We start from the raw sequence: 24,787 nt of genomic DNA on the forward strand, positions 1-24,787 counted from the left end.
GTCGTTCCCGCTCCGCCCAGTCAACTCCTCGTATGTCTCGGGCGTGTTACACGGGTGCTACCGCGTCGAGAAACACCAGTCACTGAATTCTCTCGCGTCACTTCTCGAGCAGGCGTCGCGTCGACTCGAGCTCGTCGAAGTCGCCCGGCTTCTCGGCCAGGCCGAACGCGTGCAGCAGCACCGCGAAGCGGCGCACGTCATCGGTGCTCCACGCCTGCAGCGCCTCCGCGAGATCGCTCCGCTCGGGGCTGCGCGCGTGCTCGAGGCGGCGACGGCCTTCGTCGGTGAGCGAAAGCAGCGACGAACGGCGGTCGTTCGGATCAGAGGCGCGCTCGACGAGGCCGACCTTCTCGAGCCACGCAACTGTGCGACTCGTGAGCCCCTTGTCGAGCGTGAGCGCCTCGGAGAGCGCCGACACGGTGATCGGCTCGTCGCGCGCGATGCGCACGAACACCTTGTACGCCCCGGGATGCATCCCCGGTTCGATGCGCTCGGCCGCGTCGCGGACCTGGCGGCGAAACCGGTTCACGAGATCGCTGAGCTCCGCCTCGAGGACGCGCACGGCCACAGCGCGGTCCTCGGGGTCGGTGTCGCGCGCGGTCATCGCGACTCGTCCTCCGGCTTCGCCGAGCGGGTGGCGGATGCCGCGGCATCCGTCTCGTCATCGGACGTCTCGACCAGCGTCTGCATGCCCTGCGGCACCGACACGGTCGCGAGATCCGCCTCGCCGGCTTCGAGTCGCTGGCTCGTGGTCATGCGGGTCAGCGGCTTGTTGGGCAGGAACACGATCGCGATGAGGGAGATCACCGCGAACGGCACCGCGATGAGGAACGACTGGGCGATGCCCTGGGCGTAGATGTCCTCGACCACGACGCGCAGCACCTCGGGCATCTCGGACACGCGGGGCAGGGTGCCCGACTGCAGCACCTCCATCCAGTGCTGCGCCTTGTCGCCGAGCGACATGATCGCCGTGGCGAGGGCGTCCTTGCGGTCGGTGAACAGGCCGGTGACGGCGGATGCCAGCGCGGCCCCCATGATCGACACGCCCACCGTGCCGCCGAGGCTGCGGAAGAACGCGACGCCCGAGCTCGCGACGCCGATCTCGGTCGGCTTGGCGGTGTTCTGCACGACCAGCACGAGGTTCTGCATCGTCATGCCGACGCCGGCGCCGAGCAGGAACATGTACACCGAGACGAGCACGAAGTTCGTGTCGTAGTGGATCGTCGACAGCAGGTACGAGCCCGCGATCAGCGAGAGCGCCCCGACGATGAGATACGGCTTCCAGTGGCCGTACCGCGTGATGAGCGCGCCGACGCCCATGGAGGCCACGAGCAGGCCCGCGATCATCGGGATCGTCATGAGGCCCGCCTCGGTCGGCGACGCGCCGCGTGCGAGCTGCATGTACTGGCTGAGGAACACGGATGCGCCGAACATCGCGATGCCCGTCGCGATCGATGCGATCACCGAGAGCGTGAACGTGCGGTTCCGGAAGAGCGAGAGCGGAACGAGAGGCTCCTTCGAGCGCAGCTCGACGATGATGAACAGCGCCGTCGCGACGATCGCGCCGCCGACCATGAGGATCGTCTCGGTGCTCCACCACTCGAACGAGTCGCCGGCGAGCGAGATCCAGATGAGCAGGAGACCCGCGGCGATCGACAGCAGCACGATGCCGAGGTAGTCGATCGACACCTTGCGTCGGGCGATCGGCGAGATGTGGAGCGTCTTCTGCACGATGATGAGGGCCGCGACCGCGACGGGGAGCGCGACGAAGAAGTTCCAGCGCCAGCCCCACGCGTCGGTGATGAGCCCGCCCAGGAGCGGACCGCCCACGGTCGCCAGAGCCATGACGGCGCCGAACAGGCCCATGTACCGGCCGCGCTCGCGCGGGCTGATGATGTCGGCCATGAGCACCTGGCTGAGCGCCGCGAGACCGCCCGCGCCGATGCCCTGCACCGCGCGGAAGGCGATGAGCATGCCGGGATCCTGCGAGAAGCCGGCGGCGGCGGTCGCGAGCACGAAGATCACGATCGACAGCTGGTAGAGCACCTTGCGGTTGGTGAGGTCGGCCAGCTTTCCCCAGATCGGCGTCGAGATCGCCGTCGTGAGCAGGGTCGCGGTGATCACCCAGGTGAACGCGGCCTGGTCGCCGTCGAGGTCGTGGATGATGACCGGCAGCGACGTCGAGACGACCGTCGAGGCGAGCATCGACACGAACATGCCGAGGATCAGACCGGACAGGGCCTCGAGCACCTGCCGATGGGTCATTGCGGGCTTGGAGCTGCCCGACGCTGCGTCAGGGGAGGGGTTCGACATGAAGCTCTTTTCGAAGCGGAAGGGAACGGATGCCGCGCCGAACGGCACGGCCAAGATCGTTGACGAAAGTCAACTATAGGGTAAATGGTTGATCTGCGTCAACTATTCCCGTCTCGCGCGCGATGGTCCGGTGCGACGACCTGCGCGGGTCGCCGCATCCGTCCTCTCGTCCTTCTAGAGCGCTGCGACCCCCGCCTCTGCGACCGTCTGGTCCTGCTCGCCCGAGCCACCGCTCACACCGACCGCGCCCACGACCTTGCCGTCGCGGGTGAGGGGCACACCGCCCGCGAAGATCGCGACGCCGCGCCCGTGCGCGTTGGTGGTGTGGATGCCGAAGAACTGCTGCGTCGGCTGCGAGTTGTCGCCGAGGTCCTTCGTCGAGATGTCGAACGCGCGCGAGGTCCACGCCTTGCTGATCGAGATCTCGATGCTGCCGATCCAGGCGCCGTCCTGGCGTACGTGCGACACGAGGTTTCCGCCGGCGTCGACGACGGCGATGTTCATGGGCTGGCCGATCTCGTCGGCGCGCTTCTCGGCCGCGGCGATCACACGCCGGGCGTCTTCGAGGGTGATGGACATGGGTGTTCCTTTCGTGGGTGTCGGGTGGGTGTCGCGTGGCTCAGGACTTGATGTATCCGTTGGGGTCGAGCACGTACTTGCGGGCGGCGCCCTTGTCGAAGTCGGCGTAACCCTGCGGGGCGTCCTCGAGCGGGATGGGAGTCGCGTTGACGGCCTTCGCGATCTGCACGCGGTCGTGGAGGATCGCCATCATGAGCTGCCGGTTGTAGCGCATGACCGGGCACTGGCCCGTCGTGAACGACAGCGACTTCGCCCACCCCAGACCCAATCGCAGCGACAGGGAGCCGACCTTGGCCGCCTCGTCGACGCCGCCCGGATCGCCCGTCACGTACAGGCCGGGGATGCCGAGGGCGCCGCCTGCCGCGGTGAGGTCCATGAGGGAGTTGAGCACGGTCGCGGGCGCTTCGTGGCTCGCATCCGCGCCGTGGCCGCGCGCCTCGAACCCGACGGCGTCGACCGCGCAATCGACCTCCGGCACGCCCAGGATCTGCTCGATCTGGTCCTTCGGGTCACCTCTCGAGACGTCGACGGTCTCGGCGCCGAACGACCGCGCCTGAGCCAGGCGGTCCGGGTTGAGATCGCCCACGATCACGACCGCCGCGCCGAGCAGCTGCGCGCCGACGGCGGCAGCGAGCCCGACAGGGCCGGCACCCGCGATGTAGACGGTCGACCCTGGCTTGACTCCCGCGGTGTAGGCGCCGTGGAAGCCGGTCGGGAAGATGTCCGACAGCATCGCGAGGTCGAGGATCTTCTCGAGCGCCTGGTCGCGATCGGGGAACTTCAGGAGGTTCCAGTCGGCGTAGGGCACGAGCACGTACTCCGCTTGGCCGCCGACCCAGCCGCCCATGTCGACGTAGCCGTACGCGCTGCCCGGTCGGTCGGGGTTCACGTTCAGGCAGATGCCGGTCTTGCCCTCCTTGCAGTTGCGACAGCGGCCGCACGCGATGTTGAACGGCACCGACACGATGTCGCCCACTTCGATGAACTCCACGTCGGGGCCCGTCTCGACGACCTCGCCGGTGATCTCATGGCCGAGCACGAGTCCGACCGGGGCCGTCGTGCGGCCGCGCACCATGTGCTGGTCCGACCCGCAGATGTTCGTTGCGACGGTGCGCAGGATCGCGCCGTGCATGACCTTCCGGCCGACGTTCGCGGGATTGACCCCCGGACCGTCCTTGAGCTCGAACTCGGGGTAGTCCGTGTCGATGACTTCGACGACTCCGGGCCCCTTGTAGGCCACAGCTCTGTTCGCAGACATCCTCGTCCTTCCTCGCGGCCGAGGTCTTCCGAGGGTCGGCCGCATCGCCGATTCGGGGCGCGCCGGTGCGCCTCGGAACCAGCCTTTACCTCTGCGTGTGGCGTCGCAATAGGGGTGGTGTTCGGTGGCCGGGGATGCGCGGTCGCTGCTGCGGCGAGAGGATGGGCGCGTGTTCAGCGTGGAACTCGTGCTCGATCCCGAGACCGAGAGCACGGTGCGCGAGGACTGGGACCGTCTGCTCGCGGCCGACCTGCCGAGCGCCGGCCGCAACCCGGCGCCGAGCAACCGACCGCACGTCACGCTCGCCGTACGGGAGCACCTCGACCCGTCGGCGTTCGCGGGCGCCGCGGACCTCCTGCCGGTGCGCATCGAGCTCGGCGGAGTGCTGCTGCTCGGGCACCGGGACCGCTTCATCCTCACGAGGCACATCGTCGTCAACCGTGCGCTCCTCGAGGTGCACCGCGTCGTCGCGGAGCTCGCCGGACCGACCGAGCCGCGCCACTCCAACACGCTGCCCGATCGATGGACGCCGCACGTGACGCTCGCGCGCGGGCTCACCGCGACGCGGCTCGCGACGGCGCTGCGCCTGATCTCCCACCGGCACGTCGTGGGGGAGGCGACGGGGCTGCGCGTGTGGAACGCGCAAGAGCGCGTCGTCACGACGCTGCGGTGACAGCGACTGGCCGGCGACGGTCAGTCGGCGAGGGCGAGTGCGCGGAACGGCTCGCGCGGAGCCACAGGAGGCTGCGGCATCCGCTCTTCCCTCCGCGCCGCCGCGGCCACGTGCCGGCGGTGCAGCTCGTCGATGAGCGCCGTCGCGAGGCGCACGAGCTTCGCGATCTCGGCGTCGTCACGGTCGACCCACTGGCACCGCGGCTCGTCGTCGACGGGCACGAAGCCGTCGTGCTGCTCCCACGCCACGAGCGTGCGCTCGGCGCCGAGCACGTGCTGCTGCCACCACACCTGACGCAGGTACGAGCGCGGGATGCTGCGCCACGGCTTGTTGGTCGTCTTGATCTCGGCGAGCGTGATGCGCCCCGCGGAGTCGACCGCCAGCCCGTCGGGCGTCGCGAGGTGCCGCTTCTCGACGACCGCGTGGAAGAGAGCCGTCGACGGCAGGATGCCGTGCGTCGCGGCGAGCCACCGCGCGATCTCGGGTTCGCGCTGCCGCCCGTGCGCCGTGTACGCGTTGCCCGAGAACCCCGTGCCCGAAAGACCGAGCTTGGCGTCGGCCGCGCGGGCGATCGCGCGCTCGGACGTGAGCGCCGCGACATCCGTCGCCGTGATGCCGCGCGATCGCGCACGTACCCAAGCCACCCGATCGCGGGAGTCCGCGACGATGCGGGCGGCGAGTTCGGGGGTCACGCGTTCGAGGTTAGCCCGGGCGACGGACGTCTGCCGGGTGCGACCCGCGGGCCGGTGCCCTTGCTGGGGCTCGCCCTGCGCGGAGTGCACGACTTCCCGTCGAATGCACGACATCTCGACGTGGCGCGCTCGTGCATTCGATGTGATGTCGTGCATTCGGTGAGGGGGTGCGGGGTCGGCGTCGAGCGGTGGGTGGATCCTCCCCAGGCGCCCATGTCCACCGAGATTCCCCAGTACCCCGAAGCCGATCGCGCCAAGAGGAGGCGGATGCTGGACAGTCGAGCGTGCCCCGAACCGTCACGGCCGATGAACTGACGCCGCTCATCCGATCCCGGAGCGACCTCGTCGCACACGGGTGGACAGAGCGCGATATCGACGGCGCGGTCCGCGCGGAGCGTCTGCGCCTCATCCGCCGCGGCTGGTACATGGATGCCGACGACTGGGCAGAGCTGTGGCCCGAGGGCCGCCACTTGGCACACGTGATCGCCGTCGCGCGCGACGCGCGCGGGTCGGCGGTGATGTCGCACGAGTCAGCCGCTGTGCTGTGGCAGCTTCCGCTCTACCGGCACCGCCCGTCCCGGGTGCACATGACGACGACCTCCCCTCGCCGGATCTCGAGCGGGCCGGACGTCCTGCGCCATGTCGCCCCGCTGCGGCCCGGCGACGTCGCGGTGCGCGACGGCATCCGCGTCACCTCGCTGCAACGGACGGTGTTCGACCTGCTCCGGACGGTTCCGCCGGAGGCGGCTTTCACCGCTGCCGATGCTGCTGAGCGCCAGATCGCGTCGAACGGCCGAGAGTGGAACGCCGAGCGCGCCGAGCGGTGGCGGCGGGACCTCGCGGCGGTGCTGGACGAAGCGACCGGCGCGAGAGGCATCCGTCAAGCCCGACGCCTCGCGCCGTTGACCGACGGTCGCTCCGAGTCGCCGGGTGAATCGGTGAGCCGACTGCAGCTCATCCGCCTCGGGTTCGCTGCGCCGTCGGTTCAGGTCGCTGTACCGGCTCCTCACGGCGGCTTCTATTACGTCGACTTCGGGCTCGACGACGTCGGCGCGTTCGGCGAGTTCGACGGCCGCAGCAAGTACCTCGACGAATCCGTGCGCCGCGGCGTCGCTCTCGAGCAGGTCCTCTTCGAGGAGAAGCAGCGCGAGGACTGGATCCGTGGCACGAGCGGGCGTCGCCTCGTGCGCTGGGAGGACGAGCACATCCACACGCCCGCACGCCTCGCCGCGCGCCTGGCGGCGTTCGGCATCCGGCCGCCGCACTGACCGTTCGCCGAATGCACGACTTCGTGCCGAGTGCACGACTTCCGGAGGTAGGTAAGGCGTGCATTCGACGACAAGTCGTGCACTCGGCGAAGAGGAGGGGCGAGGGGGGCGAGGGAGGAGGCGGGGGAGGAGGCGGGGGCGATTTGGGGGACGGCGCGGGGTCACGTAGACTGGTGGAGCCGAAGACCGCCGGTCATCGACGTGCGCGCGAGCGCATGACGATCGAAGCTCTGCGATGCAGGGGCCTGCGCAGGTGACACGAACGAACTCCTGGGTATTCCAGGCCGAAGCTCCGTGCGCTTGCGCCGGAGCTTTTTCCATTGTGGGCGAGATCAGATGACCGGATGCCTCCGGCTCGGCGCCCCGCCACCGCGGAGCGTCTCGTACACACAAGGAGTGGCCATGGCGCAGAAGGAAGCATCGGTCGCCGAGCTCACGAAGCACTTCGAGAACTCGACCGCCGTTCTGCTGACCGAGTACCGCGGTCTGACGGTGAAGGAGCTCAAGGAGCTCCGCAACAGCATCCGTCAGGACGCGGAGTACGCCGTGGTGAAGAACACGCTGACCAAGATCGCCGCGAACAACGCGGGGATCACGTCGCTGGACGACGACCTCAAGGGTCCGTCGGCCATCGCGTTCGTGCACGGTGACCCGGTCTCCGTCGCGAAGGGTCTGCGCGCCTTCGCCAAGGCACACCCTCTTCTCGTGATCAAGGGCGGTTTCTTCGACGGGAACCCCCTGACCGCGGACGAGGTCAACAAACTCGCCGACCTCGAGAGCCGTGAAGTCCTGCTGGCGAAGCTCGCCGGTGCGATGAAGGCCTCGCTGACCAAGGCGGCATACGTCTTCAATGCGCTTCCGTCGAAGGCCGTTCGCACGGTCGACGCGCTGCGCGCGAAGCAGGAGTCCGCGGCCTGACATCGGGCCCCGGCGTGAATACCCCAATCAAGGAGAAACATCATGGCTAAGCTCAGCACCGAGGAGCTGCTCGACGCGTTCAAGGAGCTCACGCTCATCGAGCTCTCGGAGTTCGTCAAGGCGTTCGAGGAGACCTTCGACGTCACCGCCGCCGCGCCCGTCGCGGTCGCCGCTGCCGGCGCCCCCGCCGGTGGTTCCGGCGAGGCCGCCGCCGAGGAGGAGAAGGACTCGTTCGACGTCATCCTCGAGGCCGCCGGCGACAAGAAGATCCAGGTCATCAAGGTCGTCCGCGAGCTCACCTCGCTCGGCCTCGGTGAGGCGAAGGCCGTCGTCGACGGTGCTCCGAAGGCCGTGCTCGAGGGCGCGAACAAGGAGACCGCCGACAAGGCGAAGGCCGCCCTCGAGGAGGCCGGCGCGACGGTCACCCTGAAGTAATTCAGCGGCTCACGCGTCACGAAGGCCCCCGGGTTCGCCCGGGGGCCTTCGTCATGTCCGGGAGCGACGCGCGTGCCGGCCGCGCTAGCGCGGCGTCGCGCGCATGTCGACCGCCATCGCCGACTGGAGCGCGTCGGGGTGCGCGGTCGAGGTGCGCATGACCAGGGTCGGCTTCAGGCGCACCTCCGTCGGCGGCAGCCCGGGATCGGCGAGGTGACGCTCCAGGAGAGCGACCGCGGCCGCTCCCTGCTCACGCGGAACCTGCCGCAGCGTCGTGAGCGAGAACATCTCGGCGTACTCGTGGTCGTCGATTCCCACGACGCTCAACTCGCTGGGGACACGGATGCCGAGCCGCCGCGCCGCGATGATCGCCCCGATCGCGACCTCGTCGCACACACCCACGATCGCGGTCGGCCGTCGGCGCGCGTCGCCCAGCAGATCGACCGCCGCCGCGTAGCCGCCGGGGCACGTCACGTCGGAACGCACATGGCGGACGTGCTCGGAGAGCCCGGCATCCGTCATCGTCTCCACATAGCCCGACATGCGCCGACGGTCCACATGCGCCCAATGCGCCGTCGCACCGCCGCCGAGGAACACGATGTCGCGATGGCCGAGATCGATGAGGTGCTCGGTCGCCCGCCGCGCCGCGTGACCGTCGTCGATCGAAACGACGCTCGTCGCGGTGGTGGCCGCCACGACGCTCACGACCGGCCGCTCGAGGGCGAGCATGCGCTCGAGCTCTTCGTCCTCGGGCTCGAGGCCGACGGCGATCAGCCCGTCGAACCGCTTGCGCGCGAGGAAGTGCTCGAAGATGCGGCGACGGCCCGGCGTGCCGGGCTTGGCGTCGTACAGCGCGAGATCCAGCCCGCGCTCGAGGAGGGCGTGCTGGATGCCCTCGAGGACTTCGGCGAAGAACCACCGGTTGACGTACGGCATGACGACGCCGACGGTCTGGGTCCGGCCGGTCGCGAGGCTGACTGCGCTCGTCGACGGGACATAGCCGAGCGATGCCGCGGCGTCCAGCACGCGCTTGCGCGTGCGCTCGGAGACATACCCCGAGCCGGTGAGGGCACGACTGGCCGTCGACTTCGACACGCCTGCGAGGCGTGCGACGTCGGCGATGCCGCCCACCCGGACACCTCCCTCGGTTTCACGCGCCGTCGCGCACCAGGGCGCCGGTTCGCCGCATTTTCGGGAACCGGTTCCATTCCCATCCTGCCGTGGAAACCCGCCACGCACCAGGGAAAGTCACTGTATTTATCGACTTGTGATCCCATTCGATTGTGCGGACGCACCGCATCCCCTAGCGTGATTCTGGAATCGGTTCCCGAAGTTCCTTGCGCCGGTTCTGGCGGGTCATCGACATCCCGCACATCTCAACGAGGAGGACCAATGAAGACACAGAGACGAGGGAGGCTCCTCATCTCAGTGGCCGCGGTGGGCGCCGCGGGTATCGCCCTCGCCGGTTGTTCCGGCGGCCCGGGTTCGGGCGGCGGCGGCGGAGACGAGGGTGGCGGCGGCGACAACGTCGTGACCATCTACGGCACGATCGCGGACACGGAGGCCGAGCTCCTCGAGGAGTCGTGGGCCGAGTGGGAGGAAGAGAACGGCATCGACATCCAGTACGAGTCGTCGAAGGAGTTCGAGGCCCAGATCGCTGTTCGCGCGCAGGGCGGCAACGCCCCCGACATCGCGATCTTCCCGCAGCCGGGTCTGCTCGCCGACATGGCTCGGCGCGACTTCCTGAAGCCCGCTCCGCAGAGCGTGCAGGACAACGTCGCCGAGTACTGGACCGAGGACTGGGCCAACTACGGCACCGTCGACGGCACGCTCTACGGCGCGCCGCTCATGGCGAGCGTCAAGGGCTGGATCTGGTACTCGCCGGCCACGTTCGAAGAGCACGGCTGGGAGATCCCGAACTCGTGGGACGAGCTGCTCGACCTGACCGCGCAGATCCAGGCCGACATCGGCGGCCCGCCGTGGTGCGTCGGCTTCGGTTCGGATGCCGCGACCGGCTGGCCGGGCACGGACTGGATCGAGGACGTCGTCCTGCGCCAGTCCGGCACCGAGGTCTACGACGAGTGGGTCGCGAACGAGATCCCGTTCACCGACCCGGCCATCAAGTCGGCGTTCGACGAGGTGGGCAAGATCCTGCTCAACCCGGACTACGTGAACGCGGGCTTCGGCGGCGTCGACACGATCGTGACCACGCCGTTCGGCGACCCGGCCGCGGCGCTCGTGTCGGGTGAGTGCACGCTGCACCACCAGGCGTCGTTCTACGACGGGTTCATCACCGACGCCGGCGGCACCGTCGCCGAGGACGGTGACATCTGGGCGTTCATCACCCCGGGCTTCGGCGGCGAGGCCGCGGAGGGCGCGGTCGTGACGGGCGGTGGCGAGATCGTCGGCGCGTTCGACGACTCCGAGTCGACCGTGAAGGTGCTCGAGTACCTCTCGAGCCCCGAGTGGGCGAACAGCCGCGTGAGCCTGGGCGGCGTCATCAGCGCCAACAAGGGTCTCGACCCCGAGAACGCCTCCAGCAACATCCTCAAGGAGGCCATCGGCATCCTGCAGGACGACACCACGACCTTCCGGTTCGACGCATCCGACCTGATGCCGTCCGCCGTGGGCGCCGGAACGTTCTGGCAGGGCATGCGCGACTGGGTCAACGGCACGCCGACCGAGACTGTCCTCGAGCAGATCGAGGCAGGCTGGCCGTCGAGCTGACCTTCCTGAACGGGGCCGCCCTTCCCAAAGGGCGGCCCCGTTCCCTACCGTGAACGCAATGGACGTCCCCGGGTCCGACGACGCACTCGAAAGGTAGCCATGTCCGATTTCTTCCGATGGTTGAGCACGCTCAACCCGTGGCTGGAGATCATCGTCATCGTCGGGATCTTCCTCGCCGTGGTGGGGCTGATCCTCTTCTTCATCGAGATCGCGCCCCGACCGGGACGGATGTACACGATCATCCGTCTCATCGCGTGCGTGGTCGGTCCCGTGCTGGTGCTCTTCCTGCTCCAGTCGTGGATCGAGGCGATGATCGCAGCGGCCGTGCTCGGCCTCCTGTTCTTCTTCCTGGACAAGAGGGCCCGCGACGGCGCGGGCTCGCTCTTCCAGCTCGTGGGCTTCCTGACGCCCGCGATCGCCCTCCTGGCCGTCGGCCTCATCGTTCCGACGATCCAGACGACGGTCCAGGCGTTCATGAACTCGCGCGGCACCGAGTTCATCGGCTTCGAGAACTTCGCGTGGATCTTCACGCAGCCGGCGAACGTGCGCATCATCATCAACACGATCGTGTGGGTGCTCGTGGCGCCGGTCGTCTCGACGATCGCGGGTCTCGCGTACGCCTACTTCATCGACAAGTCCCGCGGGGAGCGGTACTACAAGATCCTCGTGTTCATGCCGATGGCCATCTCGTTCGTGGGTGCATCGATCATCTGGCGCTTCATGTACGCGGTGCGGCCGGCGGGGTCGAACCAGATCGGCTTCCTGAACCAGATCATCGTGTGGTTCGGCGGTCAGCCGCTGAACTTCCTCGCGGCCGAGCCGTGGAACACGCTGTTCCTCATCGTGGTGCTGATCTGGATCCAGACCGGTTTCGCGATGGTGATCCTCTCCGCCGCCATCAAGGGCGTGCCGACCGAGCAGCTCGAGGCGGCGGAGCTCGACGGAACGAACGCGTGGCAGAAGTTCATCAACGTGGTCGTGCCCGGCATCCGGCCCGCTCTCATCGTCGTCCTGACGACGATCTCGATCGCCTCTCTGAAGGTCTTCGACATCGTCCGCACGATGACCGCGGGAGCGAACAACACGTCGGTTCTCGCGAATGAGATGTACACGCAGTTCCGCAGCTTCGAGGCCGGGCGGTCCGCAGCATTCGCGGTGATCCTGTTCATCCTCGTGCTGCCGATCGTCATCTACAACGCGGTGCAGCTGAAGAAGCAGCGGGAGGTGCGCTGATGAGCGCGGTGATGCCCGTCGATCTCCCGATCGACGAAGAAGGCCAGAAAGAACTGAAGCGCGGCGCGCGCAGGGCCGACAAGATCCAGCTCGGTTCGACCAAGCGCAAGCTCTCGTCGCCGTGGGCGACCGCGGCCGCGCTGATCATCGCGATCCTGTGGACGATCCCGACCTTCGGTCTTCTGGTCTCGTCGTTCCGACCGCGTGAGCTCATCCAGACCACGGGTTGGTGGACGGTCTTCGAGAACTGGGGCTGGACGCTCGACAACTACGCGACGGCGCTGCAGTCGGGCAACAGCCAGCTGAACATGGCGGGCGCCTTCGTGAACTCGTTCGCGATCACGATCCCGGCGACCGTCATCCCGATCTCGATCGCGCTGCTTGCCGCGTACGCGTTCGCGTGGATGGACTTCCGCGGCAAGGACGCGCTGTTCATCCTCGTCTTCGCGCTGCAGATCGTGCCGATCCAGATGGCCCTGATCCCGCTCCTGCAGCTTTTCTCGCAGGGCACGATCTTCGGGTTCCCTGTGATGGAGGCGTTCGGCTCGTTCGGCTACGCGCAGGTGTGGATCGCGCACACGATCTTCGCCCTGCCGCTGACGATCTACCTGCTCCACAACTTCGTGTCGGAGATCCCGCGCGAGGTGATCGAGGCGGCCCGCGTCGACGGCGCCGGGCACGGGCAGATCTTCTTCCGGCTGATCCTGCCGCTCACGATGCCGGCGATCGCGTCGGTCGCGATCTTCCAGTTCCTGTGGGTGTGGAACGACCTGCTCGTGGCCCTCATCTTCGCCGACGGCAACGTGGCCCCGATCACGAAGCTGCTCGCCGAGATGACCGGCAGCCGCGGACAGGACTGGCACCTGCTGACGGCCGGTGCGTTCATCGCACTGGTGGTTCCGCTGGTGGTGTTCCTGTCGCTGCAGCGGTTCTTCGTCCGAGGCCTGCTGGCGGGTTCGACGAAGGGATAATCGGTCAGGACCGTACCGCGCGGCGCACGCTCCACGGGGCGTGCGCCGCGCGGTCCTTGCGGCGGGACGAATGAGCGAGCTGATCGATTCCGAGACGGATGCCGCGGCATCCGTCGACCCCGACGTCGGCCTGAGCGGAGCCGACGTCGCCGAGCGCACGGCGGCAGGGCGGACCAACGCGTTTGAGACGCGGACGAGCCGGAGCGCGTGGTCGATCATCCGCGCGAACGTCTTCACGTCGTTCAACGGGATCGTGCTCGGGTGCTTCGCCGTGCTGCTCGTGCTCGGCCGGTGGCAGGACGCGCTCTTCGGGCTCATCGCGCTCGCGAACTCGATCATCGGCGGCGCGCAGGAATTCCGTGCGAAGCGTGCGCTGGATCGCCTCGCGCTGCTCAACGCGCCGCGGGCGCGCGTGCGCCGCGACGGCGTCGAGATCGAGCTGCCGCCGTCCGAGGTCGTGATCGACGACGTGCTCGTGCTCCGCGCGGGCGATCAGATTCCCGCCGATGCGCTCGTGCTGCGCTCACGGGGACTGCAGGTCGACGAGTCGCTGCTGACAGGGGAGTCCGACGCGATCGACAAGAACGCCGGCGACGAAGTGCTGTCCGGGTCGAACGTGATGGCCGGTCAGGGCGAGGCGCAGGTGGTGCGCGTCGGGGCGGATGCCTTCGCCAACCGCATCGCCGCCGAGGTGAAGCGTTTCTCGCTCGTCGCGAGCGAGCTGCGGTCGTCCATCGACCGTGTGCTGAAGTGGGTCGGCTGGGGCCTCGGCCCGATCGGACTCCTCGTGCTGAACGCGCAGATCATGGTCGCGGGAGGCTGGATCGAGGCGTGGGACACGGGCGGCTGGGTGCAGGCCGTCGTCAACGCGGTCGCATCGATCACGGCGATGATCCCGCTCGGCCTCGTGCTCATGACGTCGATCGCGTTCGCGGTCGGGGCGGCGCGCCTCGCGCGGCGCAAGGTGCTCGTGAACGAGCTGCCGGCTGTCGAGGGTCTCGCGCGCGTCGATGTCGTGTGCCTCGACAAGACCGGCACGATCACCCAGGGCGACATCCGCTTCGACACCGCGCTCCCGCTCGACGCCGCCCCGCCCGGCTGGGAGGACGCGCTCGCGTGGTACGGCGCGGCGCCCGACGCGAACGCGACGGCGCGATGCCTCCGCGACCCGTATCCGGTCACCCGTGAGCTCGACCCGACGGCGTACGTGCCGTTCTCGTCGGCGCGCAAGTGGAGCGCCGTGAGCTTCGCGCCGCACGCCGGAACGTGGGTGCTCGGCGCGCCGGAGATGGTGCTCGGCGATGCCGCGCTCGACGGCGACGGTGCGCTCGCGCGCCTCCACGGCGAGCTCATCTCGACAGGTCGCCGCACGCTCGTGCTCGCGCACACCGACCGCTCGCTCACCCCGGCCGACGTCGACGCCGAGCGCCTGCCCGACGGACTGCGGGCGGCGGTCATCGTGGCGTTCCACGAGTCGGTGAGGCCGGATGCCGCGCAGACGCTCGCGTACTTCGCGGCGCAGGGCGTCGGCATCCGCATCATCTCCGGCGACCACCCGCGGACCGTCGCCGCGATCGCCCGCCGGGTCGGTGTCGACGTGGAGGACGGCTTCGACGCGCGAGGGCTCCCCGACGATGACGACGAGCTCACCGCGGTGCTCGAGCGCAATTCGGTCTTCGGGCGCGTGAACCCCGAGCAGAAGCAGCGCATGGTCCTCGCACTGCAGCGCGCCGGTCATACGGTCGCGATGACGGGCGACGGGGTCAACGACGCGCTCGCGATCAAGACCGCCGACCTCGGCATCGCGATGAACTCGGGCTCGGCGGCGACGAGGGCCGTCGCGCAGCTCGTGCTCCTCGACGACCGGTTCTCCCACCTGCCCGGCGTCGTCGCCGAAGGGCGTCAGGTGATCGCGAACATCGAGCGCGTGTCGATGCTCTTCCTCACGAAGACGGTGTACGCGACGGGACTCGCGATTCTGTTCGGCCTCCTCGTGCTGGAGTTCCCGTTCCTGCCGCGGCAGCTCTCGATCACGGACGGCCTCACGATCGGCCTTCCCGCGTTCTTCCTCGCTCTCATGCCGAACGGGCAGCGCTATGTGCCCGGATTCCTGCGCCGCTCGCTCAGCTTCGCGATCCCCGCGGGCGTGATCATCGCGACCGCCCTGACGGCCTACACCCTCGTCGCGCGGTCCCTCGGGGTTCCCCAGCCCGAACTGCGCACGGGGTCGACGATCATCCTCGCCGTCGTCGGCATCTGGGTGCTCACGGTGCTCTCACGCCCGATCACGCGCTTCAAGGGCCTCGTGATCGGCGCGATGTTCATCGGGCTGGTCGGGATCTACACGATCCCGCTCCTCACGCGGTTCTTCGAGCTCGTCGATCCCGGAGAGACGGCCGCGTACCTCGTCGCGCTCGTCACCGTGCTCACGATCGGCGCGATCGAGGTCGTGCGGTTCTTCCATCGGCGGTACATCGCTCGACGGTGGAACCTGTGACGCCCGTCAGGCGGGCGGCGGCACAACGGATGCCTCGGCCTCCGCGATCGCGCGGAACCACCTCGATCCCGGAGGGGTCCACAGGGCGACCACGATGAACACCTCGACGGCGAGGAGGACGAGTGCGACGAGATCCCACGGGTCCGTCGTCAAGATCGTGACGACCTGCAGGGCGGCCTGGACGGTGAGGTACGCGGTGACGAGCAGCCGTGCGAGGCGGCTTCCGCGGCTGAGGCCCGAAGCGAGGGCGAGCGAGAGGAGGCCGAACAGGATCGTGCCGGCACCGAGCAGCGACACCGTCAGCACGGCATCGGGCTCCACGCGGTAGCGGCTCAGCAGCACGAGCAGCCCGATCGCGACGTTCGAAAGGCCGCTCAGGTAGACGAACACGACCGCCGCCGTGACGACGGCGGGACGCCGCGGCCGGGGAGGGCTCGGAGCGGTCACGCGACCACTGTAGAGGTCAGCCGGTGCAGCCGAGTCGCGCCTGCACCGCCTTCATCGCGTCGATCTCGGCGGTCTGCGCGACCTTCATGCTCTCGGCCACGGCCAGCACGCGCGGCTCCGACCCGAGCTCGAGGACGGCGTCGACCATCGGGATCGCGCCCTCGTGGTGACGGATCATGAGTTCGGTGAACAGGCAGTCCGCGTCGAGGCCCTCAGCGGCCCTGAGGCGCGCGAGCTCCTCGTCGCTCGCCATGCCCATGGCCTCGCGCATCTCGGCATCCGTCATCGGCTCGTCCGATGCTGCGCCGCCGTGACCGTGGCCGTCGCCCGTACCGCTCATCCATGCCATCGGCGGGCCGCCCGCCTGCGGAAGCCCCCACTGGACGAGCCAGTCGAACATCTCGCCGCGCTGCGCCGACTGCCCCGTGGCGATGTCGTACGAGAGGGCGCGCAGGTCTTCGTCCTCGGTCTTGCGGTAGAGCTCCATCGCCATCTCGACGGCCTGCGCGTGGTGCACCTGCATGTCCCGCGCGAATCCGGCTTCGGCGGAGTCGTTCGCCGGCGCGAGCGGTCCGGACGAGCCGAACGTCGAGAAGCGCCCCACCGCGAACGCGAGAGCGGCCACGGCCACGGCGATGAGCACCGGGACCAGCCACCGCCGAGCGCGGGAGGGTCGCTCCTGGGACGTCATCCTCGCGTCACGAGACCTTGCCCGGGCCGTCCAGCGCGCCGGTGCACGCGGCGTTCGGCTCGGGCGCGTTCTGGTTGCGCCAGTACTCCTCGAAGAACTGCTCGATGCGCTCGTCATCCGCGGAGTCGACCTTCAGCTGCGCGTTCCACGCGCTGAGGGCGATCGGCGTGTCGAGGCCCTCGTAGGGCGAGAGGATCACGTAGCTCGAGGGGAGCTTGCGCTTGAGCGCGTTGAGCTCGTCGTCGCTGAGCGCGTCGGCGTCGTACGTCACCCACACGGCGCCGTGTTCGAGCGAGTGCACGGCGTGCTCGTCGGGCTGCGGCTCGGTGTAGATGCCGCAGTTGAGCCACACCGCGTTGTGCGGGCCGCCTGCGGGCGGGGTCTGCTCGTAGTCGACCGTTCCCTCGACGTGGTTCGTCTCGTTCGTGAACGTCTCGACGCCTTCGATCTCGATGCCTTCGCCGCCCGCGGTGTAGCTGGCCGGGGGAGGCGGCGCGAACACGAACGACGCGATGATCGCGGCGACGATCGCGGCGACGCCCACGACTCCGAGCGTCCAGCCGACGACCTTTCCGCGCCGACGGCGCGCGAGCTGTCGCTGATACTCGGCGAGCTTCTCCTGGCGCTTCTGCTCGCGCTGCTGCTTGACGGTGAGGTTGATCTCGGCCTGCTTCGCGGGGTTGCCGCTCGTGCGCTTGTCGGTGGAGCGCGGGGATGTCGGGGTCATTCGCGGTGATCTCGGCTCGGGCGCCCGGCGGGCGGCGGACAACGGATGCGGCGGGCAGAGCGTTCCCGCCGGCCCAAGCCTATTCGTCTCGATGCATCCGCCGCCTGGGAACAAGCCCAGGCAATGGGAGAAGTACGCCCTGAATCGGCAGGATCCGGGTGGTCGACGGCAGGGAACGGCTGGCGGCATCCGATAGCATTGATCGGCCCCGAATCGATTCGAGACGCTCTCTCCACTCGCATCGTTCGTCGTCCTCCGTCGCCGCATCCGGCTTTCGCCACCTGCCCCGACGGTTCGCCTCCCCACGCCGCCCTCGTCTCGATTGCCGAAGACCCTTGCTCGACACCGCCTCCATCCCGACCCGCACACCGCCCGCCTCTCCCGAAGAGCCGGCGGTGACGGATGCCCCGCCCGCGCCTCCGACGACGACGGGCTCCATCCGCACGCGCGGCGCGAGCCCGACCGGCGCGATCCGCACGCTCGGCAGCAATCCGGCGACCGCGCCGATCATGCTCCACCCGGGCGACTCGCTGTCGTCGGGGCGCCGCCTCCTCTACGTCATCCTGCTCGGCGCGCTCACCGCGCTCGGGCCGTTCACGATCGACCTCTACCTGCCGGCGTTCCCCGTGCTCGAGGCGGACTTCGACACGACCGCGGCCGCGATCCAGCTCACGCTCACCGGCACGATGATCGGCTTCGGGCTCGGGCAGCTCATCGTGGGTCCGCTCAGCGACAAGGTGGGCCGTCGCCTCCCGCTGCTGTCGGTGACCGCGCTCCACGTGCTCGCGAGCGTCGCGGCAGCCTTCGCTCCGTCGCTCGAGCTGCTCGGCATCGCGCGCGTGCTCATGGGCGCGGGCGCCGCGGCGGGCGGCGTCGTCGCCGCCGCGATCGTGCGCGACCTGTTCGGCGGCCGTCGCCTCGTCGTGATGCTGTCGCGCCTCGCGCTCGTGTCGGGGGTCGCGCCGGTGCTCGCACCGCTCGTCGGCTCGGCGCTGCTGCTGGTGATGCCGTGGCGCGGCGTCTTCGTCGTGCTCGCGATCTACGGCGCGGTCATGCTCGTGTCGGCGATCGCGTTCGTGCCCGAGACGCTGCCGCCCGCGCGGCGTCACGAGCGCGGCGCCACGACCGTGTGGCAGCGCTACCGCAGCGTCTTCACCGATCGCGTCTTCATCGGCGTGCTCATCATCGGCGGCATGACCTTCAGCGGCCTGTTCTCGTACCTGTCGGCGTCGTCGTTCCTGTTCCAGGAGATGTACGCGTTCAGCCCGCAGGAGTACGGCGTCCTCTTCGCGGTCAACTCGGTCGGCGTCGTCGTAGGCGTTCAGACGGCCGCGCGCCTCGCGGCCCGGTTCGGACCCCAGTGGGTGCTCGCCGTCTCGACCTCCACGCTGGTCGTGGCATCCGTCGCGATCATCCTGGCCGATCAGCTCGGCCTCGGGCTGTGGGGCACGATCGTGCCGCTGTTCGTGTTCATGACGGCGTGCGGGTTCACGTTCCCGTGCGTGCAGGTGCTCGCGCTCGACCGGCACGGCAAGGCCGCGGGCACGGCGCAGTCGATCATCGGCGCCACCAACTTCGGCGTCGCGGGGATCATCTCGCCGCTTGTCGGCGCGATCGCCGCCGGCTCGGGCATCACGGCGACGACGATGGCCTCGGTCATGGTCGGCTGCGCCGTCGTCGGTGTGATCGCGCTGTGGGCGATCGTTCGGCCGCGCACGGTAGAGCAGCTCACGCCGTGAGCGGCATCCGTCTGACTCGATCCGCTTGACGGGCTGCAGCAGGAAAAGCCGCACCTTCCGGCCCGACGACCGCTCGTAGTTGCGGTAGCCCGGCCACTGGCGCTCGATGGTGGCCCACGCCGCCTCGCGCTCGTCGTCGGAGAGAAGCGTGGCGCGCGCGGCGTAGCGGCGCCCGCGCACGGAGATCTCGGCGTCGGGGTGTGCGAGCAGGTTGTTCGTCCACGCCGGATGGTTCGGTCCGGCGAAGTTCGTGCCCGCGACGATCGCGCGCCCCTTTCCGTCGGGCGTGTACATGAGGGGAGCGTCGCGCGGCTGCCCGGACTGCGCTCCGATCGTGTGCAGCACGAGCGAAGGCACGAGCAGTCCGCTCACCTGAACGCGGCCACGCGAGATCCACGACACGAACCGCTCGACCGGCGGCAGCAGCGCCGGGCCGATCCAGCGGCGGAACACCCGCGTGCGCGAGAGCGGCGCGACCACGGCCCGGACGGCTTGCACAACACGGGACATGGCGTCAATCCTGCCCTCGATCGTCGTGGTGCGGGAGGCAGAATGGGGCGATGGAACGCGCGACGACACGACCGGATGCCTCGCCGTCGCGCCTCATCGCCGTCACGATCGCCGGGGTCGCACTCATCGGGCTCGGCGTGCTGCTCGGCTGGGTGATCCTCATGCGCGGCGAGGAGCCGTTCGCGATCGATGTGTGGTGGAACGATCTGCTCGTCGAGTGGTGGGTTCCCGCGATCGGCGGGTTCTCGCGTGTCATGAACTGGCTCGGCGGAGGCTGGTTCGGCGTGCTCGCCGTGCCGATCCTCGGCGCGATCGCGCTCGTGCTGCTGCGCAGGCCGTGGTCGGCGGCGTACTTCCTCGCCGCCGAGATCGTGTCTGTCGCGATCGTGCAGGTGCTCAAGCACCTGTTCGGGCGCGTGCGCCCCGAAGAGATCCTCGTCCTGTCGGACGTCGGCTCGTATCCCTCGGGACACGTCGCGAACGCGGCGACGATCGCGGCCGTGGCCGTCGTGCTCTTCCCGCGTCTGTGGGTCGTCGTCGTGGGGGCGGGGTGGGTCGTGATGATGGCCTTCAGCCGCACCTACCTCCACGCGCACTGGGTCAGCGACACCATCGGCGGGGCGCTCGTCGGCGCGGGTGCGGCGCTCGTCGTCGCGGCCGCATTCTGGTCGCAGATCTCGCGAGAGCGAGCGGATGCCGCCCAGCGCCGCATCCCGGTCGAGTAGTCCGTTCGCCTGCCATCCGCGAGGATGACCGGCTCGCGCCCCCGTCGCTAGGCTGTGCCCATGTCCGCGCCTGCCTCGCCCGATCCCGCCGTCGCCGCCGCCGAAGCCGAGTTCGCGAGGCTCCGCGCAGAGGCCGAAGCCGCCGAGGCGCAGCTCAAGGCCGCGCAGGCGAAGGCGGCGCTGGCCGCGGCCGAGGCGGAGGCCGCGAAGGCGCGCGCGGCAGGCGGTGCGGCCGAGCCGGCAGCACCGGACGAAGAGGCGCCGGCGCAGGAGGAGACCCCCGCTGAGCAGCCCGCGGAAGAGAAGGCGCCCGCGGCGGAGGCATCCGCTGATTCGGCCCCTCCCGCCGAGACCGCCCCTCCCGCCGAGACACCGCCCGAGGGCGCGCCGCTCACCGCTGCCGAGGTCGCGAAGATCATCGCCGGCTACGCGTTCGAGGCCGAGACGCTCGACGTCGGGGCGCTCGTCAACGGCAACCCGGTGCCCCAAGCGCAGGTGCGCATCCCGCTCGGCATGATGAACCGGCATGGCCTCGTCGCCGGTGCGACCGGAACGGGCAAGACCCGTACGCTTCAGGGGCTCGCGGAGCAGCTCGCGGCCAAGGGCGTTCCCGTGTTCGCGGCCGACATCAAGGGCGACCTCTCGGGCGTCGCGACACCGGGGGAGTCGAACGAGAAGCTCCTCGACCGCACGCGCGGGATCGGGCAAGACTGGAAGCCCGAGGCATCCGTCACCGAGTTCTTCGCGCTCGGCGGCATCGGCAAGGGCATTCCGGTGCGCGCGACCGTGTCGGGCTTCGGCCCGCTGCTGCTGAGCAAGGTGCTCGGGCTCAACGAGACGCAGGAGTCGAGCCTCGGGCTCGTGTTCCACTACGCCGACGCGAACGGGCTCGCGCTCGTCGACCTCTCCGACCTGCGCGCGGTGCTCACCTACCTCACGAGCGACGAGGGCAAGGCGGAGCTCAAGAACCTCGGTGGGCTGTCGGCGGCGACGGCGGGAGTGATCCTGCGCGAGCTCATCACGTTCGCGGACGAGGGCGCCGATGTGTTCTTCGGCGAGCCGGAGTTCGACGTGAAGGACTTCCTGCGCACGGCGCCCGACGGGCGGGGCATCATCTCGCTGCTCGAGGTGCCCGGGGTCGCGGACAAGCCCGCGCTGTTCTCCACCTTCCTCATGTACCTGCTCGCCGAGCTGTTCGAGATCCTCCCCGAAGTGGGCGACCTCGACAAGCCGAAGCTCGTGTTCTTCTTCGACGAGGCGCACCTGCTGTTCAAGGACGCGTCGAAGAACTTCCTCGCGGCGATCACGCAGACCGTGCGGCTCATCCGCTCCAAGGGCGTCGGCGTCTTCTTCGTGACGCAGACGCCGAAGGACGTGCCCTCGGACGTGCTCGCGCAGCTCGGATCGCGCATCCAGCACGCTCTGCGCGCGTTCACGCCCGACGACGCGAAGGCGCTGCGCGCGACCGTCGGCACGTACCCGAAGTCGGGCTACGACCTCGAGCGCGTGCTGCAGGAGCTCGCGACGGGCGAGGCGATCGTCACCGTCATGAGCGAGAAGGGCGCGCCGACCCCCGTCGCGTGGACGCGCCTGCGCGCTCCGCAGGGGCTCATGTCGCCGACGCCGGACCCCGCGATCGAGAAGGCGATCCACGCGTCGCCGCTGCTCGCGAAGTACGGCACCGCGATCGACCGCGAGTCGGCGCGCGAGATCCTCACCGCACGCATGAACGCGGCGGCCGAGGCCGAAGCCGCCGAGGAGGCGGCGCTCGCGAAGGCGAAGGCGGACGCCGAGTACGCGAAGCAGAAAGCCGCGATCGACAAGGCGCAGGCCGCCGCCGAGAAGAAGGCCCAGCAGGAGTACGAGCGACTGCTCAAGAAGACCGCGGGGAAGAGCCGCACGTCTCGTTCGTCGAGCTCGTCGCGTGCGGAGAAGTCGCCGCTCGAGGAGATCCTGGGTTCGAAGGCGACCCAGACGATCCTGGGGGGAGTGATCCGCGGCATCTTCGGCACGGGCCGGCGCTGACGCCGACCCGAGCGAGCGCCGTCGGGGGACCGCGCTGAGCGGAGACGACGCGCCGCGTTCAGGAGAAGGACACCGGATGCCCCTGCGCCAGCGTCCGCAGCGAACGGGCCGCATCGCGGAGGGCGCCGAGGTGACGGGCGGCGAGCGAGAACCGGGAGACGGGGGTCGAGAGCGTGAGGGCGCCGATCGCGTGGCCGTCGTCGTCGGTGATCGACACGGCGAGGCATCCGCGACCGGCTGACAGGCCGCCCACCTGTTCCGCGTACCCGCGCGCGGCGTAAGCCGCATGGATCGCCGACACGACCTCCGAGGGCGGTGTCACACGCCACCGCTCCACGGCGACACCCGCCGGCTCGGGGAGGCTCGGCTGTTCGACGAGCCACACGTGGCCGGGCGCCGAGCGGGTCGGGTCGCTGAGGAACATCGCCCGGTCGGAGAGCGGCTGGGCCGGGTCCTCGTCGACGATCGCGAGGCCCGAACGGTGGAAGGCGACCAGATGGACCGCCTCACCCGTCGCGCTGCGGACCTCGTCGAGCACGTCGCGATGCGCGGGGCGACGATGGGCGTCGACGATCGCGGCGAGCTCGAGCACACGTGCGCCGAGGAGGAATCCGGAGAAGTCCGGTCGGCGCACCAGGTAGCCGTCCCGCACGAGGGCGTTGACGGTGCGGTACACCGTCGCGCGCGGTGCGCCGACCGCGCGGGCGATCTCGGCGGCCGTGATGCCGTCGTGGTGGCCCGCGACCTGTTCGAGCACTTCGAGGGCGAGCCCGAGGCCCTTCTCCCCGAAGCGGGACGAGGACGTGCCGGACCCGTCGGCGCTCATCGCGAACCCTCGCCGTCGCCGCCGATCGTGTCCGAAGCGACGGCCCAGTCGTGTACCCCCACCCTCTCGATCACGCCGGCACCGCGCCGCAGGCGCACCATCCCGGCGGCCGATACGACGCCGAGGATGCCGAGGACGGCGACGAGCCCCACCGGATTCGTGTCGGACGTCGACACGACGGCGGTGCTGAGCACCGCGAGGAGGGCCGCGCCCGCGACGCCCGAGAGGACGGCCGCGCCGATTGTGAGCTCGCCGATGCGCGCGAGGAAGACGGGAGCCGCGACGCACACGAGGGCATAGGCGACGAGGAATCCGATCATCCCGGCGGGGGAGGTGACCGCGCGGAGGGTATCGCGCGATCCCCCGAGCAGAAGGACGGTCGCCGGCACCGCGAAGACCGCGAACGCGATGAGGATCGCACCCGCGGCCGGCACGCCGCGCAGCGATACGCGTCCGAACACGCCGGGGATGACACCCTCGCGACTCAGCGCGAACGCCAGTCGTGTCGCGGCGTTCGTCATCGCAAGCGAGCACGCGAGGAACGACGTCGCCACGATGAGGTCGACGACCCACCCGACGCCCGACGTCGACGCCCACGGCCCGCCGGGATCGCCGGCTGCGACGAGCGCGAGCTGCGCCGCGGTGCCCACGAGCACGACCGCGCCCGTCGCGAACACACTCACGAGGACGCCCCGCGGAACCGATGCGAAGGGGCGGCGGGATTCGGGGCCGAGCGCGGCGCCGCTCTCGAAGCCCACGAATCCGATGATCGCGAAGGCGATTCCCAGCATCACGATGTCGGGCGAGAACTCCGCCGGCTGCGGGGCGAGAGGGGCGAGATCCCACCCGGTGGACGCCAGGGCGACGAGCGAGATCGCGAGGACCGCAGCGACCGCGATCGTCTCGAGGACGAGCAGGATCCGCGTCGACATCCGCAGCCCCCGCGCGATGACGCCGGCGGTGATCACGGTCGTTCCCGCCATCACCGCGACCGTGACACCCGAGATCGACCTCGGCTCGCTGGACACGAGGCTCGCGATCCGCGTCGCACCCGAGGAGAGCGTGCTCATCGCGATCGCGAGATATCCCACGGCGAGTGCGGAGCCGCCCACGATGCCGGCCCAGGGCCCGAGCCCGCGGGTCGTGAAGGTGTAGAGCGACCCTGTGCTCGAGATCCGGCGCGAGAGCATCCCGATCACGAGCGCCACCGCCACGACGAGCCCGGCGGTGAGGACGAGCTCGGTGAAGGCGAGCGAGCCGCTCCGGCCGAACAGCGCGCCGGGATGCACGAGCATGACGCCGGCCGGGGCCGTGGCCGCGACCGACTGCGCGACGACGTCCACGACGCTCGCGTGGCGGCGATGCAGCCCCGCGAACGGAGACTCGCGCGTGAGATCGAGACGAGGCCGTCCCCGTCGGATCGCGTCGGCGAGGGCGCTCATTCGGGCTCCTTCCGCGGCCGACCCTACTGACCGGTCGTTGCACGTGTGCTCACGGACTGTTTCGAGTTCGTGAAACGGGGTGAGACGCGGA

The 24,787-nt window shown here is 69.7% G+C and carries 22 protein-coding genes and 1 pseudogene; 11 read left to right on the forward strand and 12 right to left on the reverse strand.

Translation table 11 applies throughout. The annotated features are described in order from the left end of the window. Positions 1-97: 97 nt before the first annotated feature. The 4 genes from VNR19_RS10040 to fdhA form a co-directional block, all read right to left on the reverse strand. Entirely contained in the window at positions 98-604 is a 507-nt protein-coding gene (locus VNR19_RS10040) for a MarR family winged helix-turn-helix transcriptional regulator (protein WP_325726337.1), read from the reverse strand. Then, the gene (locus tag VNR19_RS10045) at positions 601-2,265 is read right to left on the reverse strand and encodes an MDR family MFS transporter (RefSeq protein ID WP_325726502.1); all 1,665 of its coding nucleotides are present in this window, start codon (positions 2,263-2,265) and stop codon (positions 601-603) included. Before VNR19_RS10045 ends, VNR19_RS10040 begins: the two co-directional genes overlap by 4 nt. Before the next feature lie 222 nt (positions 2,266-2,487). Beyond that, on the reverse strand, positions 2,488-2,892 hold the full coding sequence (locus VNR19_RS10050) for a GlcG/HbpS family heme-binding protein (RefSeq protein ID WP_325726339.1): 405 nt from the start codon (positions 2,890-2,892) through the stop codon (positions 2,488-2,490). Between the two features lie 40 nt (positions 2,893-2,932). Beyond that, positions 2,933-4,150: a formaldehyde dehydrogenase, glutathione-independent gene (fdhA, locus tag VNR19_RS10055; protein WP_325726341.1), complete on the reverse strand. Its 1,218-nt coding sequence runs from the start codon at positions 4,148-4,150 to the stop codon at positions 2,933-2,935. Positions 4,151-4,319: 169 nt separating this feature from the next. On the opposite strand from fdhA, the gene VNR19_RS10060 reads away from it, so the two are divergent. Further along, on the forward strand, positions 4,320-4,823 hold the full coding sequence (locus VNR19_RS10060; RefSeq protein WP_325726343.1) for a 2'-5' RNA ligase family protein: 504 nt from the start codon (positions 4,320-4,322) through the stop codon (positions 4,821-4,823). 20 nt (positions 4,824-4,843) lie between these two features. On the opposite strand, the gene VNR19_RS10065 is transcribed toward VNR19_RS10060, so the two are convergent. Further along, positions 4,844-5,515, reverse strand: a complete 672-nt coding sequence (locus tag VNR19_RS10065; RefSeq protein WP_325726345.1) for a YqaJ viral recombinase family protein — start codon at positions 5,513-5,515, stop codon at positions 4,844-4,846. A gap of 284 nt (positions 5,516-5,799) precedes the next feature. Between VNR19_RS10065 and VNR19_RS10070 the strand changes: the two genes are divergently transcribed. From VNR19_RS10070 to rplL, 3 genes are all read left to right on the forward strand, one after another. Further along, positions 5,800-6,783: a hypothetical protein gene (locus tag VNR19_RS10070; protein ID WP_325726347.1), complete on the forward strand. Its 984-nt coding sequence runs from the start codon at positions 5,800-5,802 to the stop codon at positions 6,781-6,783. A gap of 402 nt (positions 6,784-7,185) precedes the next feature. Continuing rightward, positions 7,186-7,701: a 50S ribosomal protein L10 gene (gene rplJ, locus VNR19_RS10075; protein WP_325031991.1), complete on the forward strand. Its 516-nt coding sequence runs from the start codon at positions 7,186-7,188 to the stop codon at positions 7,699-7,701. 42 nt (positions 7,702-7,743) lie between these two features. Continuing rightward, positions 7,744-8,136, forward strand: coding sequence for a 50S ribosomal protein L7/L12 (rplL, locus tag VNR19_RS10080; RefSeq protein WP_325726348.1), 393 nt, complete (start codon positions 7,744-7,746; stop codon positions 8,134-8,136). An 84-nt stretch (positions 8,137-8,220) separates the two neighbouring features. On the opposite strand, the gene VNR19_RS10085 is transcribed toward rplL, so the two are convergent. After that, positions 8,221-9,267: a LacI family DNA-binding transcriptional regulator gene (locus VNR19_RS10085; protein WP_325726349.1), complete on the reverse strand. Its 1,047-nt coding sequence runs from the start codon at positions 9,265-9,267 to the stop codon at positions 8,221-8,223. A 261-nt stretch (positions 9,268-9,528) separates the two neighbouring features. Here VNR19_RS10085 and VNR19_RS10090 point away from each other — a divergent pair, with 261 nt between their 5' ends. The 4 genes from VNR19_RS10090 to VNR19_RS10105 all read left to right on the forward strand — a co-directional run bounded on the left by VNR19_RS10090 (position 9,529) and on the right by VNR19_RS10105 (position 15,564). Next, positions 9,529-10,863: an ABC transporter substrate-binding protein gene (locus tag VNR19_RS10090; protein WP_325726351.1), complete on the forward strand. Its 1,335-nt coding sequence runs from the start codon at positions 9,529-9,531 to the stop codon at positions 10,861-10,863. A 99-nt stretch (positions 10,864-10,962) separates the two neighbouring features. Beyond that, positions 10,963-12,096, forward strand: coding sequence for a carbohydrate ABC transporter permease (locus VNR19_RS10095; RefSeq protein WP_325726353.1), 1,134 nt, complete (start codon positions 10,963-10,965; stop codon positions 12,094-12,096). After that, positions 12,096-13,067 carry a carbohydrate ABC transporter permease gene (locus VNR19_RS10100; protein ID WP_325726355.1) on the forward strand — a complete coding sequence of 324 codons (972 nt, stop codon included), beginning with the start codon at positions 12,096-12,098 and terminating at the stop codon, positions 13,065-13,067. Before VNR19_RS10095 ends, VNR19_RS10100 begins: the two co-directional genes overlap by 1 nt. 70 nt (positions 13,068-13,137) lie before the next feature. Continuing rightward, complete coding sequence (locus VNR19_RS10105) at positions 13,138-15,564, forward strand: HAD-IC family P-type ATPase (protein WP_325726357.1); 2,427 nt, start codon at positions 13,138-13,140, stop codon at positions 15,562-15,564. A 6-nt stretch (positions 15,565-15,570) separates the two neighbouring features. Here the strand turns inward: VNR19_RS10105 and VNR19_RS10110 are convergent, their stop codons facing one another. The 3 genes from VNR19_RS10110 to VNR19_RS10120 are packed head-to-tail and all read right to left on the reverse strand — an operon-like array spanning position 15,571 to position 17,429. Further along, the gene (locus VNR19_RS10110; RefSeq protein ID WP_325726359.1) at positions 15,571-16,011 is read right to left on the reverse strand and encodes a hypothetical protein; all 441 of its coding nucleotides are present in this window, start codon (positions 16,009-16,011) and stop codon (positions 15,571-15,573) included. A gap of 16 nt (positions 16,012-16,027) precedes the next feature. Then, the gene (locus tag VNR19_RS10115) at positions 16,028-16,702 is read right to left on the reverse strand and encodes a DUF305 domain-containing protein (RefSeq protein ID WP_325726361.1); all 675 of its coding nucleotides are present in this window, start codon (positions 16,700-16,702) and stop codon (positions 16,028-16,030) included. A gap of 7 nt (positions 16,703-16,709) precedes the next feature. Continuing rightward, positions 16,710-17,429, reverse strand: a complete 720-nt coding sequence (locus tag VNR19_RS10120) for a thioredoxin-like domain-containing protein (RefSeq protein ID WP_325726363.1) — start codon at positions 17,427-17,429, stop codon at positions 16,710-16,712. Positions 17,430-17,764: 335 nt separating this feature from the next. Between VNR19_RS10120 and VNR19_RS10125 the strand changes: the two genes are divergently transcribed. After that, complete coding sequence (locus VNR19_RS10125) at positions 17,765-19,168, forward strand: multidrug effflux MFS transporter (RefSeq protein WP_414684144.1); 1,404 nt, start codon at positions 17,765-17,767, stop codon at positions 19,166-19,168. Between the two features lie 48 nt (positions 19,169-19,216). On the opposite strand, the pseudogene VNR19_RS10130 reads toward VNR19_RS10125, so the two are convergent. Further along, a pseudogene (locus VNR19_RS10130) lies at positions 19,217-19,678 on the reverse strand (nitroreductase family deazaflavin-dependent oxidoreductase); the annotation flags it as partial. 50 nt (positions 19,679-19,728) lie between these two features. Here VNR19_RS10130 and VNR19_RS10135 point away from each other — a divergent pair. After that, positions 19,729-20,403, forward strand: a complete 675-nt coding sequence (locus VNR19_RS10135; protein WP_325726365.1) for a phosphatase PAP2 family protein — start codon at positions 19,729-19,731, stop codon at positions 20,401-20,403. A 60-nt stretch (positions 20,404-20,463) separates the two neighbouring features. Then, positions 20,464-22,428 (forward strand): helicase HerA-like domain-containing protein, encoded by a 1,965-nt coding sequence (locus tag VNR19_RS10140; RefSeq protein ID WP_325726367.1) that lies wholly within the window; start codon positions 20,464-20,466, stop codon positions 22,426-22,428. Positions 22,429-22,486: 58 nt separating this feature from the next. Here the strand turns inward: VNR19_RS10140 and VNR19_RS10145 are convergent, their stop codons facing one another. Beyond that, positions 22,487-23,254 carry an IclR family transcriptional regulator gene (locus tag VNR19_RS10145; RefSeq protein ID WP_325726369.1) on the reverse strand — a complete coding sequence of 256 codons (768 nt, stop codon included), beginning with the start codon at positions 23,252-23,254 and terminating at the stop codon, positions 22,487-22,489. Next, on the reverse strand, positions 23,251-24,696 hold the full coding sequence (locus VNR19_RS10150; protein ID WP_325726370.1) for an APC family permease: 1,446 nt from the start codon (positions 24,694-24,696) through the stop codon (positions 23,251-23,253). Before VNR19_RS10150 ends, VNR19_RS10145 begins: the two co-directional genes overlap by 4 nt. Positions 24,697-24,787 lie beyond the last annotated feature (91 nt).

Source organism: Microbacterium sp., from assembly GCF_035556355.1.
Taxonomy (GTDB): Bacteria; Actinomycetota; Actinomycetes; order Actinomycetales; family Microbacteriaceae; genus Microbacterium.